Genomic DNA, 15,569 nt, shown 5'->3' with positions numbered 1-15,569 from the left:
CCGTCTCGCATCGCTCTTCTCCAGAAGAGTGTCGCGTGATGTGTAACTAGCAGTTACCTTGTGCGCATGTCCCTCCTCCAGAGCCTGCGCGCAGGCGGTCGGCACGGGCTGGCCAGCCAGGAGACGCGTGACCCGATCGGCTACGCCGTCGCCGCGCTGCACCGCCTCGCCCAGAGCGACCTCCTCGACCGGACCGGGCTGCGACGCCCGACCGAGCGGGCCGTCTACACCGCCACCCGCGGCGGCTTCCGGGCCGCGACCACGGCCGGGCGCACGTTCCGGCGCATGGGGTCGCCGCACTCCGCGGGCCTGCGGCCGGCCGCGACCGCCGCGCGCGGCGTCTTCGACCTCACCCCGACCGAGGACGAGCAGCTGCTGCTCGACGTCGCCCGGCCGCTGGCCGCCGACGTGCTGCGGCCCGCCGCCGCGGAGGCCGACGCCGCGTGCGCGGCACCGCACGAGGTGCTGCGCGCCGGACAGGAGCTCGGGCTCCCGGTCCTGGGCCTGCCCGACACGCTCGGGGGCGTCGTGGCGGACCGCTCGGCGATGGCCGGCACGCTGGTCGCCGAGGCGCTCGGTCACGGCGACCTGGGGCTCGCCGTCGCGTCGCTGGCCCCCGGCGCGGTCGCCACCGCCCTCGGACTGTGGGGGAGCGAGGAGCAGCAGCAGACCTATCTCCCGACCTTCGGCGGGGACGACCTCCCGGCCGCGGCCCTGGCCCTCTGCGAGCCGCGGGTCCTCTTCGACGTCCTCGAGCCGGCCACCCGCGCCGAGCGCCGGGGCGGGCAGATCGTGCTCGACGGCATGAAGTCCGCCGTCCCGCGCGGCGCCGAGGCCGAGCTCTTCGTGGTGGGCGCGATGCTCGAGGGCCGCCCGGTCCTGGTCCTGGTCGAGGCGGGCACACCGGGCCTCGCCGTCGAGGCCGACCCGTCGATGGGGGTGCGGGCCGCCGGGCTCGCGCGGCTCCACCTGACCGGGGTCTCCGTGCCCGCGGCCGCCGTGCTCGGTGACACCGAGGGGACGGCATACCGCGAGTGCGTGCGCCTCTCCCGCCTCGCCTGGTGCGCGCTCGCGGTCGGGGTCGGCCAGGCCGTGCTCGACCACGTCACGCCGTACGTCACCGAGCGTGAGGCGTTCGGGGAGCCGATCGCGCACCGGCAGTCGGTGGCGTTCATGGTGGCCGACATGGCCATCGAGCTCCAGGCGATGCGCCTGGTCACCTGGAAGGCGGCCTCGCGGGCCGCCGCCGGCCAGGACTTCGCCCGGGAGGTGGCCCTCGCCCGCCAGCTGTGCGCCACGCACGGCATGCGGATCGGTCTCGACGGCGTCCAGCTGCTGGGCGGCCACGGGTTCGTCAAGGAGCACCCCGTGGAGCGGTGGTACCGCGACCTGCGGGCGATCGGCGTGATGGAAGGTGCGGTGCTCATCTGATGGCCATCAACCTGGAGACCCCGAAGAGGTTCCGGCCGCTGGTGGGCCAGGCCCACCAGGTGGCGATGAACATGCTGCGCCCGATCTCGAGGCGCTACGACCGCGCCGAGCACGCCCATCCCCACGAGCTCGACATGCTCGCGGCGATGATCGACGGGCTGGCCGCCTCCGGGGCCAGCGAGGGAGCCGGCGCCGCGGGGGTGCGGACCCACGACGGCGACCTGCCGCCCGACGGGGTGCGCAACGGGTCCCATCTCGCGTCGGTGCTGTCGATCACCGAGATGTGCTGGGGCGACGTCGGCCTGCTGCTCGCGATGCCCCGCCAGGGTCTCGGCAACTCCGCGATCGCCTCGGTGGCCGACGAGGAGCAGCTCGCGCGCTTCGCGCGCGTCTGGGCGGCGATGGCGATCACCGAGCCCGGCACCGGCTCGGACTCCGCGCGCATCCGCACCACCGCCACCCGCGACGGCGACCACTACGTGCTCGACGGCGAGAAGATCTTCGTGACCTCGGGCAGCCGCGCCGACCACGTGGTCGTCTGGGCGACGCTGGACCGCGACCGCGGCCGGGCGGCGATCCGGTCCTTCGTCGTCCCGCACGGTACGCCGGGGATGCGGGTCGAGCGCCTGGAGCACAAGCTCGGGATCCGCGCCTCCGACACCGCGACCATCCTGCTCGAGGGCTGCCGGGTCCCGGCGGAGAACATGCTCGGCGCACCGGAGATCGAGGCCGGCGGGTTCGCCGGGGCGATGGCGACCTTCGACAACACCCGGCCGCTGGTGGCGGCGATGGCGGTCGGCTGCGCGCGGGCCTCCCTCGACCTCACCCGCGACCTGCTGGCGCGCGCCGGCGTCGCCGTCGACCACGACCGGCCGGCCCAGGTGCAGTCGGCCGCGGCCGCCCGGCTGCTGGAGCTGGAGGCCGACTGGGAGGGCGCCTACCTGCTGATGCTCCAGGCCGCGTGGAAGGCCGACAACCGCCTGCCGAACTCGCTCGAGGCCTCGATGGCGAAGGCCAAGGCGGGCCGGGTCGGGTCGGCGATCACGCTGGGCTGCGTGGAGCTGTGCGGCTCACTGGGCTACAGCGAGACCGAGCTGCTGGAGAAGTGGGCCCGGGACTCCAAGATCCTCGACATCTTCGAGGGCACCCAGCAGATCCAGCAGCTCATCGTCGCGCGCCGGGTGCTGGGCCTCTCGAGCACCGAGCTCAGGTAGCCCCGGGCCGGCGATCAGGCCTCGGTCGACCCCGACTGCGCAGCCTCCGCAGCGGACCCGTCGCCGCCCTCGGTGGTGGCCTTCGGGGACGGCGCCTTCTTCGCGGGCAGCTGCCCGCCGGGCGCCGACGCCTTCGCCGCGCTCTTCTTGGCCGTGCTCCTCTTGGCGGTCTTCTTGGCGGCGCCCTGCTTCGCGGCAGGGGTCGACGCCGAGGTCGCGGCGGCCTCGGTGGCGGCCTCGGCTGCCAGGGGAGTGGCGGTCTTCGGGGTGGCGGTCTTGGCGATGTCGGCCGGCGTGGCCTCCACCTTGGCAGGGTCGGCGGCAGCGTCGATCGAGGTCTGCGGCGCCGAGGTCGTGGCCGCAGCGGTCCGCTGAGCGGCGGCCTTGGTCGCCGCGGGCGCCTTCTTGGCGGTGCTCGTGCCGGTGGTGGTCTTGGCCGCGGTCTTCTTGGCGGGAGTCGTCTTGGCGGCAGCCTTCTTGGCGCTCGGGGTGGCCTTCGTGGTGGCCTTCTTCGCCGCCGGGGCGATCTTCGCGGCCACGTCGTTCGGGGTCGCCGCCACGGCTGAGGGGTCCGCGCCGGCGTCGATCGAGGTCTGCGGCGTGGACGTCGTCGCCGCCGGGGCCTTCGCGGCCGAGGCGGGCTTCGCGGCCGGGGCAGCCTTGGCAGCAGGCGCCTTGGTGGCGGCCGCCTTCGGAGTCGGGGTCGGGGCCCCGGGGTCCTTGGTCGCGCCCGGGTCCTTGGTGACCGGGCCCTTGGCGACCGGCGGCACCTTCGTGGCGACCGCCTTCGCGACCGGGGCCTTCTTCGCCGGGGCCTTCTTGGCGGGCGCCTTCTTGGCCGGGGCCTTCTTCACGGCGCGGGTGTCGGCGTCCTGCATCATCGGGTCCGCGGCGAGCGTGGCCGGTGGCACCACGGGCGCCGACCGGGTGGTGTCCTCGTCCTTGACCGGGGGCACGTCGAGGTCCTCACCCGCGCGACCGGCGAGCGCGGCGACGGACTCCAGCGTCTCGCCGACCCGGGTGAGCACACCGGCCGCGACCTGGTCCGCGACCGCCCGGCCGAGCCCGACCGTGGCCTTCGCCTGGCCGATCGCCTTCTGGCCCGCGGCCAGTGGGTCCTTGAGGGTGTCGAGCGCGGCATCCTTGATCAAGCTGATCGGGCTCTTGCGGGCCATGGGAGATCCTTCCGGGGTCCGACGAGGTCAGGGCGCGGCGGGGCCGCAGCCTCTCCGTACCCCGAGTATGCCGACCCACACGGCACCGTCCGCCCCGCGGTCACCCACTGGTCGGCGAGATCAGCCGCCGAGCGCGTCGACCGCCTCGACCGACGCGCCGGCCCCGGGCTGGACGACCAGGTGGCTCGGCGCGGCGTAGCTGCGCTGCGTGAACGCCGCGTCGATCGCACGCACCACCGCGGACAACCGCTCCTCCGGCACGATCGCGACGGTGGAGCCGCCGAAGCCGCCGCCGGTCATCCGGGCCGCCAGCGCCCCGGCCTCGACGGCCACGCTGACCGCGGTGTCGAGCTCGTCGGTGCTGATCTCGAAGTCGTCGCGCATCGAGGTGTGGGAGTCCAGGAAGCAGCGCGCCACCTCGGACCAGGCCCGCTGCGCGAGCGCATCGACGGTGCGCTGCACCCGGGCGATCTCGGTGACGATGTGGCGCGCGCGGCGCCGTACCCGCTCGTCGGTGAGCCCCTCGACGTCCTCGAGGCTCGCCCGGCGCAGGGAGTCCAGACCGAGGGCGCTGGCCGCGGCCTCGCAGTCGGCGCGCCTCGCGGCGTACCCACCGTCGGTGAGCTCGTGGCTCACCCGGGTGTCGGTGACCAGCAGGACGCGCCCCTCGAGGTCGAGGTCGAGGTGGCGGCGGGCGCCGTCATCGAAGTCGATGAGCAGGGCGCTGCCGGCGCGGGCGTGCACGGCGACGGTCTGGTCCATGCCGCCGGTGGGAGCGCCCGCGACCTCGGTCTCCGCGCGGATCCCGGCGCGCACCAGCACGTCGCGCAGGGGTACGCCGTCGTGGGTGTCCTCGAGGGACCGACCCAGCAGCCCGACGAGGGCTACACCGACGGCGCACTCCAGCGCCGCGGAGCTGGAAAGGCCCGCGCCGAGCGGCACCGTGCTGTGCACGTGGAGGTCCAGCCCCGGGATCTCGAGGCCCTCCTCGCGCAGCGCCCAGAGCACCCCCGCCGCATAGGCGGCCCAGCCGGTGATCGCCGCGGGCTCGAGGTCATCGAGCGTGCCGGTCCACAGCGCGTCCTGCTGGGCGCTGGACAGGCGCAGCTGCCGGTCCGCGCGGGGTGCGACCGCCACCCACGTGGCGTGCGGCAGGGCGACGGGAAGCACGAGGCCGCGGTTGTAGTCGGTGTGCTCGCCGATCAGGTTCACCCGCCCGGGGGCCCACCCGACGAGCCTCGGGGGCCGGCCGAACCGCTCGGTGAAGGCTGCGGTGGTGGTGGCGATGAGGTCGGTGGGGCTGCCGGGCTCGAGCAGGGGCATGACGTCACCCTAGGTCGCGCGCGTCCGGCTCCCGGGCGACCCCATGGCGCGTATCGTCAGGTGGCGTGCGCTTCCTCACAGACTCGGTCCCTCAGCACGACCTGACCTACAACGACGTCTTCATGGTCCCCGAGCACTCCACGGTGACCAGCCGCTACGACGTGGACCTCTCGGTCGCCGACGGCACCGGCGCCACGGTGCCGATCGTGGTCGCCAACATGACGGCGATCGCCGGGCGCCGGATGGCCGAGACCGTGGCCCGCCGGGGCGGGCTGGTCGTGCTGCCCCAGGACATCCCGATCCCGGTCGTGGCCGAGGTGGTGGCCTGGGTCAAGCGCCGGCACCTGGTCTTCGACACCCCGATCGTGCTGCGCCCCGACCAGACCGTGGCCGAGGCGCTGTCGCTGATCCCCAAGCGCGCCCACCGCGCGGCGGTCGTGGTGAGCGAGGGCCGGGCGGTCGGGGTCGTCGCGGAGGACGACTGCGTCGACGTGGACCGGTTCGCCCAGGTGCGGGAGGTGATGGTCCCCCCGGCGGTCACCATCGCCGAGGACACCGACCCGCGCACGGCGTTCGAGGCCCTCGACGGCACCCGGGCCGGGCTCGCGGTCGCCGTGGACGACGAGGGACGCCTGGTCGGCGTGCTGACCCGCACCGGCGCGCTGCGCGCCACGCTCTACACCCCGGCCACCGACCTGAACGGCGGGCTGCGGGTGGCGGCCGCGGTCGGCGTCAACGGTGACGTCGGGGACAAGGCGGCCCGCCTCCTCGACGCCGGCGTGGACTGCCTCGTCGTGGACACCGCGCACGGGGACCAGGAGCGGATGCTCGACGCGCTCGCCGCCGTACGCTCCCTCGAGCCGCCGGTGCCGGTCGCGGCCGGCAACGTCGTGTCCGCCGCGGGGACGGCGCGACTCATCGAGGCCGGGGCCGACATCGTCAAGGTCGGCGTCGGCCCGGGCGCCATGTGCACCACCCGGATGATGACCGGGGTCGGTCGCCCGCAGTTCTCCGCGGTGCTCGAGTGTGCCGCGGTGGCCCGCGAGCTCGGGCGCCACGTCTGGGCGGACGGCGGCGTGCGGCATCCCCGCGACGTCGCCCTGGCGCTCGCCGCGGGCGCGGCCAGCGTGATGGTCGGGTCCTGGTTCGCCGGGACCCACGAGTCACCCGGCGACCTGATGCTGGACGCCGACGGCCGGGCCTACAAGACATCCTTCGGCATGGCCTCCAGCCGTGCCGTCGCGAGTCGTACGGCGGGGGAGTCGGCCTACGACCGGGCGCGCAAGTCGCTCTACGAGGAGGGCATCTCCTCCTCGCGGATGTACCTCGACCCGGCCCGTCCCGGCGTCGAGGACCTCATCGACGAGATCTGCTCCGGGGTGCGCTCGGCGTGCACCTACGCCGGCGCCCGCAACCTGGCCGAGCTGCACGCCCACGCGATCGTGGGCGTGCAGTCGGCCGCGGGGTTCAGCGAGGGCCGGCCCCTGTCGACGTCGTGGTGACGGTCACCAACTGGTCGTCCCCGTCGTTCTTGTCGTCATGGCCGTCGCCGGTGGACTCGATGGACAGCACGAAGTCGTCGCCGTGCTCGGTCACACCGGCGATCACCGCCTGCTCGACGGCCTCGCGGGCGTAGGCCCGGCGCAGCACCACCGGGTCGGCGCGCAGGTCCTTCACCAGCGCGACCGCGAGCCCGACCATCACCAGCACGAACGGCAGCGCGGCGACGATCGTGATCGACTGCAGGCCGTTGAGGGCCTCGGACCCGCCGACGAGCAGCATCACCGCGGCGACCGCACCGGTGGCCACACCCCAGAACACCACCGTGCCGCGCCGCGGCGTGGTCGTCCCGCGCTCCGAGAGCGTGCCCATCACGATCGAGGCGGCGTCGGCGCCAGAGATGAAGAAGATGCCGACGAGCACCATGACCAGGATGCTGGTCGCCGTCGCCGCGGGGTAGGCCTCCAGCATCGTGAACAGCTGGGACTCGGTCGAGGCCGCGCCGGCGATGTCGGCCGCGCCGGAGGACTGCAGGTCGATCGCGGCGCCGCCGAAGATGCAGAACCAGACGAGGCTGACCAGGCTCGGCACCAGCAGGACGCCGGAGACGAACTGGCGGATCGTGCGCCCGCGCGAGATGCGGGCGATGAACATGCCGACGAACGGCGTCCACGACAGCCACCAGGCCCAGTAGAAGACCGTCCAGCCCTGCAGCCAGTCGCTGGTGTCCCCGCCCTCGGCACCGGTGCGCGCCGCCATCGTCGGCAGGTCCGCGACGTACCCGCCGATCGCGGTCGGCAGCAGGTTGAGCACGAAGATCGTCGGGCCGACCAGGAACACGAAGAGCGCCAGCACGAGGGCCAGCACCATGTTGATGTTGGAGAGCCACTGGATGCCGCGGGCCACGCCGGAGACCGCGGAGGCCACGAAGCCGACCGTCAGCACCACGATGACCATCACCAGCAGGCCGTTCCCGACCTCGTCGAGGCCCGCCACGATCTCCAGGCCGCTGCCGATCTGCAGCGCTCCGAGGCCGAGCGAGGCCGCCGAGCCGAACAGCGTCGCGAAGATCGCGAGCATGTCGATGACCTTGCCGACGGGGCCGCGGGCGTGGCGGCCCAGGAGCGGCTCGAACGCCGCGGAGATCAGCTGCACCCGGCCCTTGCGGTACACGCCGTACGCGATCGCGAGACCGACCACGGCGTAGATCGCCCACGGGTGCAGGGTCCAGTGGAACAGGGTGGTCGACATGGCGGTCTTCATCGCCTCGGCCTCGGTGCCGCCCTCGGTGCCCGGCGGCGGCGTGGTGAGGTGCGCGATCGGCTCGCTGACCCCCCAGAACATCAGGCCGATGCCCATGCCCGCGCTGAACATCATCGCGACCCACGAGGTGGTGCGGAACTCCGGCTCCTCGTCGTCGCGGCCCAGGGTGATCGCGCCGAACCGGCTCAGCGCGAGCCAGAGGACGAAGACCACGAAGCCGCTGGCGGTGATGACGAACAGCCAGCCGGCCTTGTCCATCGTCCAGCCCAGCGACGCCCCGGAGACCGACGCCAGCGAGTCGGTGCTGATGAAGCCCCAGACCAGGAACGCGAGCGCCAGCGCGGCGGTGACGCCGAACACGACACGGTCCAGCCCGGGACGGACCCGGTCGGTCGCACTGGGGGCCACATCGAGGACCGGGTGGGGCACCACGTCGTCGACCGGACTGGCGGCGACGCGGCGCAAGCGGTCCGCGGCGCTCGAGGTACGGGAGGTCTCGCCTTGTCTGCTCACGAGGGGCTTACATACCCCCGCCATCCGCGCGACACACGGAATCGTGAGGGGACTCACCCGCTCGATCGACGGGGCGGACGGCGCCGAGCAGGTGGCCGCTCAGGTGCGCGAGCTGCGCGCGGTCCGGCCTCGCACGATGCCGATGAAGGTCTGCACGCGCGGGTCCTCGTTGTCGATCAGCCAGGCCAGGCCGACCGTCGTCGGCGGCAGGTCGGCGACCGGACGGCTGACGACGTCCTTGCGGTGGTGCAGGCGCGCCACCGACATCGGCACGAGCACAATGCCCGTGCCCGAGGCGACCACCTCGACGGCGTCGCGGACGCTCATCGGGGGCCAGTCCAGCTGCTCGGCGCTCGGCGTCCAGCCGGAGCGGTGGGGGAGCACCAGCTGCTCGTCCTCGAGGTCGGCCAGCGTGACCTCGTCGGCGGCCGCGACGACGTGCTCGAGCCCGGCGACCACCACCGGGCGCTCCTCGTAGAGCGGGATGCAGTGCAGGCCCTCGCGATCGACGGGCAGGCGCACCAGGCACATGTCCAGCGAGCCGTCGCGCAGCCAGGCCTCCTGCTGGTCCTCCTCGACCGGGACCAGCTCGAGGGGGATCCGGCTGCGCTCGCGCCAGGCCCGGGCCCACTTGTCAGGGGTCGCACCGGTCACGAATCCCACGCGGAAGGCAGTCACGCCCCCGAGCCTAGGGCTCGGGGGCGTGACGCCGGGTGCGGGGCCTCAGCCGTTGATTCGGCTGAGCAGCTCGCGGTTGAAGGCGGGCAGGTCGTCGGGCTTGCGGCTGGTGACGAGGTTGGCGTCGGTGACGACCTCGGCGTCGGTCCAGCGTCCGCCGGCGTTGCGCACGTCGGTCTGCAGGCTCGGCCAGGAGGTGACCTCCCGGTCGCGAAGCACGTCGGCCTCCACCAGCATCCAGATCGCGTGGCAGATCGCCGCCACCGGGCGTCCCGACGCGACGAAGTCGCGCACGAACGCCACGGCGGTCTCATCCATGCGCAGCGCGTCGGGGTTCGCCACGCCACCGGGGAGCACCAGGGCGGCGTAGTCCTCGACCCGTACGTCGCCGACCACGGCGTCGACGCTGAAGGTGTCGGCCGCGTCGAGGTGCTCGAACGCCTGCACCTTCCCCGGCTCGGTGCTGATCAGGACCGGCTCGGCACCGGCGTCGCGCACCGCTGCCCAGGGGGAGGTGAGCTCAATCTGCTCGATGCCCTCGGGGGCCACGAGGAAGGCGACCTTGGTCTCGGAGGTGAACTGCTGCTCTGCCATGTCGTGGTCCTCTCATCGGGGTACGCCGTTCGCGGTAGCCGGTGGGCACATGTTCAAACCGACCGCACTCCTGACGGCGGTGCCCCGGGGTCCGCGGGCCCCAGCCCCGGGCCCCTAGGATCGAGTGATGCCCGAGACCTACCGCGCCCCGCTGCGCAGCCGACGCGACGACGTCGACGACGCAATGGCCCAGGCGCGTGCCGTCTCCCTCGGGCTCGTCGGGATCGGCGGTCGCCTCGACCCGGCTCCGGGACCCGACGCGGGACTGGCGGAGATCGTGGCGCGCACCGTCGTGGAGCACGGCGAGCGCACCGCCCGGCGCGTCGAGCGGTTCGCCGCCGTGCCCGACGGGGCGGTGGTCTGGACGCGCGACGTCGATGGACGCTATCGCCGCGGCGTGGTCACCGGTCCCTGGCGCTACGACGCCACGCGGCAGGCCCACGCCGCGGACCTGGTGCACGTGCGCCCGTGTGCGTGGGAGGAGCCGGTCGACGAGCCTCGGGTCCCCGCAGCGGTCGTGGCGTCGTTCGAGCGCGGCGGGCGCAACTTCCAGCGGATCCGGGCGGCCGGCTGAGCCGGCCCGGCCAGCCCTCAGCCGACCAGCGACGCGAGCTTGCGGGCGATGAACTGGTTGGCCCGCCGCGGCATCGCCCGGGTGAACGCGTCGAGGAACCGGGCGTCCTTGCCGATCAGGACCCGATAGCTGCCGCGTTCGGTCGCCTCGACGATCTGGCGGGCCGCGTCGACGGCGGTGGTCAGCTGCATCGGGGCGTCCTCGGCGTCCTGCACCGCGACCTGCGCCCCGGAGTTCTCGGCGATCCCCGTGCTCACCCCGCCGGGCAGCACCAGCGTCACCGCCACGGCGGTTCCCCGCAGCTCCGAGCACAGCCCGGCGGTGAACTGGCTGACCGCCGCCTTGCTCGCGCCGTACGCCGTCTGGCCGGGGACCGCGATGAAGGAGCCCATGCTGGAGACGTTGGTGATTGAGGCCTCCGGTCGGGTGAGCAGCACCGGGAGCGCCGCGGTGGTCACGTTGACCACGCCCCAGAAGTTCACCGCCATGACCCTCTCGAAGGCCGTGCGGTCCAGCTCCTTGACCGCCACGAACGGCTGGATGATGCCCGCGACGTTGAGAACCCCGTCGAGCTGGCCGTGCGCGACCAGCACGTCGGCCACGGACTGCTCGACGGCGGCGCGATCGCCCACGTCGAGACCGTGGGTCGTCAGCCGGGTGCACGCGCCGGCCAGCCGCGCGGTCTCCGCGAGCCCCTCGACGCTGAGGTCCACGGCCGCGACCCGTGCTCCGCGGGCCAGGAGCGCGAGCACGACCTCCCGGCCGATTCCGTTGCCGCCGCCGGTGACCAGGAAGACTCGTCCAGAGATCTGCATGCCTCACCGTATCGGGGTGCCCGCCCGCGCGAGTGTCGGTGCGACACGTCAAGATCGAGCCGTGTCTGCGCCCTCCGTCCCCTCCGCCACTGCCATGTCGCATCGCGTCCGCGCCGCGGGCGTCGGCCTCGCGCTGCTGCTCGTCGCCGGCTGCACGCCCGCGGCGGAGGGCCCCGAGACCGCGAGCGCCCCCAGCACCGGGGAGCCGACGAGCTCTGCCAGCGCGCGTCCCAGCCCCAGCCCCAGCTCCGGCCCCAGTTCCGATGCACGCCCCGACCGCGCCCCGGCCGCGCTGGAGGGCCGTCCGGGGGAGCGGGTGAAGACCTCGCTGGCCGCCGCGGTCGCCGCGCTGCCGGTCGCCCCCGAACGCCGTACCGGCTATGACCGTGACCTGTTCGCGCACTGGTCCGACGCCGACCGCAACGGCTGCGACACCCGCGACGAGGTGCTGATCACCCAGAACCGCGCCCCGGGGGCGCGCCTGGCACCGGGCTGCACGGTGGTCGCGGGGGAGTGGTTCTCCTACTACGACCAGGTGACCACGACCAGCGCGTCCTCGTTCGACGTCGACCACCTGGTCCCGCTCGCCGAGGCGTGGGACTCGGGAGCGCACGCCTGGTCCGCAGAGCGGCGCGAGGCGTTCGCCAACGACCTGGGCGACCGGCGCGCGCTGATCGCGGTCAGCGCCTCGTCGAACCGCACGAAGTCCGACGCCGACCCGGCGCAGTGGATGCCGGCGTACAAGTCGTGCGTCTACGTCTCATCCTGGGTCGCGGTGAAGGTGCGGTGGGGCCTGAGCGTCGACCCGCTCGAGCACAGGACGCTCACCCGGTACGCCGCCAGCTGCGGCAAGCGTCCGCTCACCGTGCGCCTCGCGAAGCTGCGCGGCAGCACCGTCGCCGACGCCCGGCCCTCCGACTCGGGCCGGCTGACGCCGACCACACCGGCTGCACCGGCCTCACCGGCTGCGCCGACGGCGGGTAACAGCGGTGGCGGAGCCGGGCTGGACCCGCGCTTCGACTACTGCACCTCCGCGATCGCCGCGGGCCACGGCCCCTACGTGCGCGGCCGCGACCCCGAGTACGCCTGGTACCGCGACGGTGACGGGGACGGCACGGTCTGCGAGTCCTGAGCGCGACCCGGCGGGTCGCGAAGCCGTCGCGGTGAGGGCGCCGGCTTCAGCGCCAGGAGTCGGTCAGGTCCTTCGGTGTCCACTCCGGCCATGCGACCGCGCCATAGGCGATGCCGGCACTCAGCCGGGCCACCCGCACCGGGCTGCGTGCGGTGTTGTCGTAGAAGTCAGCGGTGTCGCACAGAAGAGCTGCGCGGACGACGTTCTCCCACAGTCGCTGGTAGCGGCTGCGGACCTTCTCCTCGGGCACCTGATGCCCGCCTTGGGTGACGCGTTTCGCCACGCGTGCGACGGTCTCGTCCTCGGGAAGCATCAGCACGTGCAGGTGAACTCGGTAGCCGGCGGCGACTGCCTCCTCGATGAGGTTGATCTTCGAGGGGTGGGAGAAGACGGTCTCGGCGATGAAAGGCTCACCCATCGCCACGAAGGCCGCGCGCAGGACCTCGGCAAGGCGGGCAGCGATCCGCGACTTCACGACTTCGTCGCCTGGCCAGTAGGTCTTGGCGATCTCGTCGGCGTTGACGAAAGCTTGGTGCGGGAACGTGGGGAGAAGGATCCGGTCGACGAAGGTCGACTTCCCGGCACCGTTGGGACCAACGACAAGGTCCAGTCGCGTCACCGACCGGCCTCTGCCGACTGCGGCTCAGCTTCGAGGGCCTGGTCCAGTGCTGCCAGTGCTTCACGAAGCTGCTCGCGCGCACGCTCACTGACCTCCTCGCGGGAGGCCAGGTCCGCCAGGACGCGGTGGGGGTCGGGCGAGGCCTCGGCGAAGTTCGGCAGCGGGGCAGAGGCGAAGTCGGCGTGCGCCACGGCGTCATCGATGCGGACCGCGATCGCGGCGTCGAACTGGCGCGCCTCATCGAGGGTCAGGTCCCGCTGGGCAATGGTGCCCTCGAGCGCGAGGCGGACCCGGTTCAGGGGCGCCTCGACCTGGGCAGAGAGCGCAGCACCGAGTCGCGCCCAGTGCTCGAGCTGCTGGCGAGCCGACCGTGACTGCCGTGACCCTTCGGCCGCGGCGGTCTCGAACAGGGCCTCGTCGAAGCGGGTGACGCGTTCAGCCTTGGTTCCCACCATGCACCTCCAGGCACCTCCGGGGTGTAGCACTTGTCTACCAACGTAGCACTCTGCTACGGCCCATCAGAAGGACGCACCGTGCTGTGGTGGCCGGGTCGGTTCAGTTGCGTGTGGCGACGTGCGCAGCCGAGCACCACAGGACGACAGCGCTTGCGTAACCCACGGCAGCCTGAACGGTGACGTTCTGGGCGCCGGCCAGGACCAGGACCGCACCGCCAAGTCCCACCACGACCAGCACGACAGCGGTGCCGCGGTACTGGGGCTGGTCGAAGGCGGTAGCCAGGGGCAGGAAGTGCAGGCCGACGACGGCGGCGACCGCCGCCGGGATGTAGGCGGCCTGGTCCAGCCTCGTCAGGCCGATCGCCACGGCCGCGATAACCAGCAGCTGAGCGATGTTGACCGCAGCGACGCCGCGCGACCACCAGGGCGGGAGCCTGCGGGCCCGGGCAAGGGCCGGGTCGTGAGCCGAGCGCCGGACGACCACGACAAGGACCAGCGACACGACCACGGCCGCCACGGCGCTCGGAAGGGCGGCGGCCGAGGCGCCGGTCGCGGACAGGCCGGAGGCGGCAGCCGCAGACCAGACGACCGCGAAGATCGACAGGATCCACACACCGCGCAGGCGCGCGTGGACGCGGAGCTGAGGGGTTCGCAGCCACGAGTGAAATGAGAAACGGCCAGGCTCTCTGTCGAGAGCCTGGCCGTTCCGCTGGTGTCCGAGGGGGGACTTGAACCCCCACGCCCGATAAAGGGCACTAGCACCTCAAGCTAGCGCGTCTGCCAATTCCGCCACCCGGACCCGAGTGCTGGAAAAACTTAACACTGGGTCCGGGGAAACACGGAATCGGGGGGTGGTTGAGCGGATGTCATGCTGACCTCATGGCTGCTGACCCCCACGACCTGACCACCGTCGCGGCACCGCCGTACGACCCCGCGGGCGAGGTCGTCGAGCTGTGCCGCGACCTGCTGCGCATCGACACCTCCAACTACGGCGACGACTCGGGGCCGGGGGAGCGGCCCGCCGCGGAGATGGTGGCCACCCTGCTCTCGGACGTGGGCATCGAGCCGCGCATCTATGAGTCCAGCCCCGGTCGTACGTCGGTGATGGCGCGCTGGGGCGGCACCGAGGGCGACGGGCTGCTGCTGCACGGGCACCTCGACGTGGTCCCGGCGGCGGCCGAGGACTGGCAGGTGGACCCGTTCTCCGGTGAGATCCGCGACGGCTACCTGTGGGGGCGGGGCGCGGTCGACATGAAGGACTTCGACGCGATGCTGCTCTCGGTGGTCCGCGCCCGCCAGCTCGCCGGCGCGGTGCCCACCCGGCCGATCGTGCTGTGCTTCACCGCCGACGAGGAGGCCGGCGGCCACCAGGGGGCCGAGGTGCTGGTGCGCGACCACCCCGAGGAGTTCGAGGGCGTCGCCGATGCCGTCGGCGAGGTCGGCGGCTTCAGCACGACCGTGCGCGGGCGGCGGCTCTACCTCCTCGAGACCGCGGAGCGCGGCATGGCCTGGATGCGGCTCACCGCCCGCGGCCGCGCCGGCCACGGCTCGATGGTCAACCCTGACAACGCCGTCACCCGCCTCGCCCAGGCGGTGGCCCGGATCGGCGCCCACGAGTGGCCGGTGCGGCTCACCCCGGCGATGGAGGTGCTGCTCGCCACGGTCGCCGACCTCGCCGGCACCCAGGTCACCCCGGACAACGTCGAGGAGCTCGTCGAGGAGTTCGGCCCCGCAACCAGGATGCTCGGCGGCGTGCTTCGCAACTCCACCAACCCGACGATGCTCCACGCGGGCTACAAGGTGAACGTCATCCCGACCGAGGCGACCGCCCACGTCGACGGCCGCTTCCTGCCCGGGTACGAGGACGAGTTCTTCGCGACGCTGCGCGAGCTGGTCGGTGACGGCGTCGACATCGACATGGTCAGCCACCAGCAGCCCTGGGAGTCGCCGTACGAGGGCGACCTGGTGCGCGCCATGACCCGCTCCATCCTCGCCGAGGACCAGGACGCCCTCGTCGCGCCGTACCTGATGGGTGCCGGCACCGACGCGAAGCACTTCCGCAAGCTCGGGATGCGCTCCTACGGCTTCGCGCCGCTGCGCCTGCCCGCCGACCTGGACTTCACCGCGCTGTTCCACGGCGTCGACGAGCGGGTCCCCGTCGACGCCCTGGAGTTCGGCGCCCGGGTCTTCGACCGGTTCCTCGACGAGGTCTGAGGGCCCGACACCCTCACGTTTGGTCCCCAACGACAACAGATCGGCCACGAAAAGTGTCGTTGGGGACCA

The 15,569-nt window shown here is 73.1% G+C and carries 15 protein-coding genes and 1 tRNA gene; 6 read left to right on the top strand and 10 right to left on the bottom strand.

Annotated features, from left to right (window positions below; all coding sequences use genetic code 11):
- Nucleotides 1-66 precede the first annotated feature (66 nt).
- Nucleotides 67-1,431, top strand: a complete 1,365-nt coding sequence (locus HBO46_RS09890; RefSeq protein WP_166138306.1) for an acyl-CoA dehydrogenase family protein — start codon at nt 67-69, stop codon at nt 1,429-1,431.
- Nucleotides 1,431-2,645: an acyl-CoA dehydrogenase family protein gene (locus tag HBO46_RS09885; protein ID WP_166138309.1), complete on the top strand. Its 1,215-nt coding sequence runs from the start codon at nt 1,431-1,433 to the stop codon at nt 2,643-2,645. Before HBO46_RS09890 ends, HBO46_RS09885 begins: the two co-directional genes overlap by 1 nt.
- A gap of 14 nt (nt 2,646-2,659) precedes the next feature.
- Here the strand turns inward: HBO46_RS09885 and HBO46_RS09880 are convergent, their stop codons facing one another.
- Together HBO46_RS09880 and galK are read right to left on the bottom strand one after the other, a co-directional pair.
- A complete protein-coding gene (locus HBO46_RS09880) occupies nt 2,660-3,820 on the bottom strand; it encodes a hypothetical protein (protein ID WP_166137882.1) in 1,161 nt (386 codons plus the stop codon).
- Nucleotides 3,821-3,940: 120 nt separating this feature from the next.
- Complete coding sequence (galK, locus tag HBO46_RS09875) at nt 3,941-5,143, bottom strand: galactokinase (RefSeq protein ID WP_166138312.1); 1,203 nt, start codon at nt 5,141-5,143, stop codon at nt 3,941-3,943.
- A gap of 65 nt (nt 5,144-5,208) precedes the next feature.
- Between galK and HBO46_RS09870 the strand changes: the two genes are divergently transcribed.
- Complete coding sequence (locus HBO46_RS09870; RefSeq protein WP_166138314.1) at nt 5,209-6,645, top strand: GuaB1 family IMP dehydrogenase-related protein; 1,437 nt, start codon at nt 5,209-5,211, stop codon at nt 6,643-6,645.
- Here the strand turns inward: HBO46_RS09870 and HBO46_RS09865 are convergent.
- The 3 genes from HBO46_RS09865 to HBO46_RS09855 form a co-directional block, all read right to left on the bottom strand.
- Nucleotides 6,611-8,419, bottom strand: a complete 1,809-nt coding sequence (locus tag HBO46_RS09865) for a BCCT family transporter (protein WP_317983894.1) — start codon at nt 8,417-8,419, stop codon at nt 6,611-6,613. The genes HBO46_RS09870 and HBO46_RS09865 overlap by 35 nt on opposite strands.
- Nucleotides 8,420-8,518: 99 nt before the next feature.
- Nucleotides 8,519-9,097, bottom strand: a complete 579-nt coding sequence (locus HBO46_RS09860) for a LysR family substrate-binding domain-containing protein (protein ID WP_166138317.1) — start codon at nt 9,095-9,097, stop codon at nt 8,519-8,521.
- 45 nt (nt 9,098-9,142) lie between these two features.
- On the bottom strand, nt 9,143-9,691 hold the full coding sequence (locus HBO46_RS09855) for a type 1 glutamine amidotransferase domain-containing protein (RefSeq protein WP_166138320.1): 549 nt from the start codon (nt 9,689-9,691) through the stop codon (nt 9,143-9,145).
- 127 nt (nt 9,692-9,818) lie between these two features.
- Between HBO46_RS09855 and HBO46_RS09850 the strand changes: the two genes are divergently transcribed.
- Complete coding sequence (locus HBO46_RS09850; RefSeq protein ID WP_166138323.1) at nt 9,819-10,265, top strand: GAF domain-containing protein; 447 nt, start codon at nt 9,819-9,821, stop codon at nt 10,263-10,265.
- A gap of 17 nt (nt 10,266-10,282) precedes the next feature.
- On the opposite strand, the gene HBO46_RS09845 is transcribed toward HBO46_RS09850, so the two are convergent.
- The gene (locus HBO46_RS09845) at nt 10,283-11,080 is read right to left on the bottom strand and encodes an SDR family NAD(P)-dependent oxidoreductase (protein WP_166138326.1); all 798 of its coding nucleotides are present in this window, start codon (nt 11,078-11,080) and stop codon (nt 10,283-10,285) included.
- A gap of 94 nt (nt 11,081-11,174) precedes the next feature.
- On the opposite strand from HBO46_RS09845, the gene HBO46_RS09840 reads away from it, so the two are divergent.
- Nucleotides 11,175-12,212, top strand: coding sequence for a GmrSD restriction endonuclease domain-containing protein (locus tag HBO46_RS09840; protein WP_166138329.1), 1,038 nt, complete (start codon nt 11,175-11,177; stop codon nt 12,210-12,212).
- A gap of 46 nt (nt 12,213-12,258) precedes the next feature.
- Here HBO46_RS09840 and HBO46_RS09835 read toward each other — a convergent pair whose 3' ends face one another.
- From HBO46_RS09835 to HBO46_RS09820, 4 genes are all read right to left on the bottom strand, one after another.
- Nucleotides 12,259-12,831, bottom strand: coding sequence for an AAA family ATPase (locus tag HBO46_RS09835; RefSeq protein WP_166138332.1), 573 nt, complete (start codon nt 12,829-12,831; stop codon nt 12,259-12,261).
- On the bottom strand, nt 12,828-13,286 hold the full coding sequence (locus HBO46_RS09830; RefSeq protein WP_166138335.1) for a TA system antitoxin ParD family protein: 459 nt from the start codon (nt 13,284-13,286) through the stop codon (nt 12,828-12,830). Before HBO46_RS09830 ends, HBO46_RS09835 begins: the two co-directional genes overlap by 4 nt.
- 100 nt (nt 13,287-13,386) lie before the next feature.
- Complete coding sequence (locus tag HBO46_RS09825) at nt 13,387-13,899, bottom strand: hypothetical protein (RefSeq protein WP_166138338.1); 513 nt, start codon at nt 13,897-13,899, stop codon at nt 13,387-13,389.
- A 97-nt stretch (nt 13,900-13,996) separates the two neighbouring features.
- Nucleotides 13,997-14,085 (bottom strand) — tRNA-Leu (locus HBO46_RS09820).
- A gap of 80 nt (nt 14,086-14,165) precedes the next feature.
- On the opposite strand from HBO46_RS09820, the gene HBO46_RS09815 reads away from it, so the two are divergent.
- Complete coding sequence (locus tag HBO46_RS09815; RefSeq protein ID WP_166138341.1) at nt 14,166-15,500, top strand: M20/M25/M40 family metallo-hydrolase; 1,335 nt, start codon at nt 14,166-14,168, stop codon at nt 15,498-15,500.
- The last annotated feature ends 69 nt before the right edge of the window (nt 15,501-15,569 follow it).

The sequence above is a fragment of the Nocardioides ochotonae genome, from assembly GCF_011420305.2.
GTDB classification, from domain to species: domain Bacteria; phylum Actinomycetota; class Actinomycetes; order Propionibacteriales; family Nocardioidaceae; genus Nocardioides; species Nocardioides ochotonae.
Note: the sequence above shows the minus strand (reverse complement) of the source record. Positions and strands in the feature narration are given on the sequence as shown.

Coding starts and splice junctions, on each gene's coding strand:
- HBO46_RS09880 (WP_166137882.1), bottom strand. CDS start 3,820: ATGGCCCGCAAGAGCCCGATCAGCTTGATCAAGGATGCCGCGCTCGAC.
- HBO46_RS09890 (WP_166138306.1), top strand. CDS start 67: ATGTCCCTCCTCCAGAGCCTGCGCGCAGGCGGTCGGCACGGGCTGGCC.
- HBO46_RS09850 (WP_166138323.1), top strand. CDS start 9,819: ATGCCCGAGACCTACCGCGCCCCGCTGCGCAGCCGACGCGACGACGTC.
- HBO46_RS09885 (WP_166138309.1), top strand. CDS start 1,431: ATGGCCATCAACCTGGAGACCCCGAAGAGGTTCCGGCCGCTGGTGGGC.
- HBO46_RS09855 (WP_166138320.1), bottom strand. CDS start 9,691: ATGGCAGAGCAGCAGTTCACCTCCGAGACCAAGGTCGCCTTCCTCGTG.
- galK (WP_166138312.1), bottom strand. CDS start 5,143: ATGCCCCTGCTCGAGCCCGGCAGCCCCACCGACCTCATCGCCACCACC.
- HBO46_RS09830 (WP_166138335.1), bottom strand. CDS start 13,286: ATGGTGGGAACCAAGGCTGAACGCGTCACCCGCTTCGACGAGGCCCTG.
- HBO46_RS09840 (WP_166138329.1), top strand. CDS start 11,175: ATGTCGCATCGCGTCCGCGCCGCGGGCGTCGGCCTCGCGCTGCTGCTC.
- HBO46_RS09815 (WP_166138341.1), top strand. CDS start 14,166: ATGGCTGCTGACCCCCACGACCTGACCACCGTCGCGGCACCGCCGTAC.
- HBO46_RS09845 (WP_166138326.1), bottom strand. CDS start 11,080: ATGCAGATCTCTGGACGAGTCTTCCTGGTCACCGGCGGCGGCAACGGA.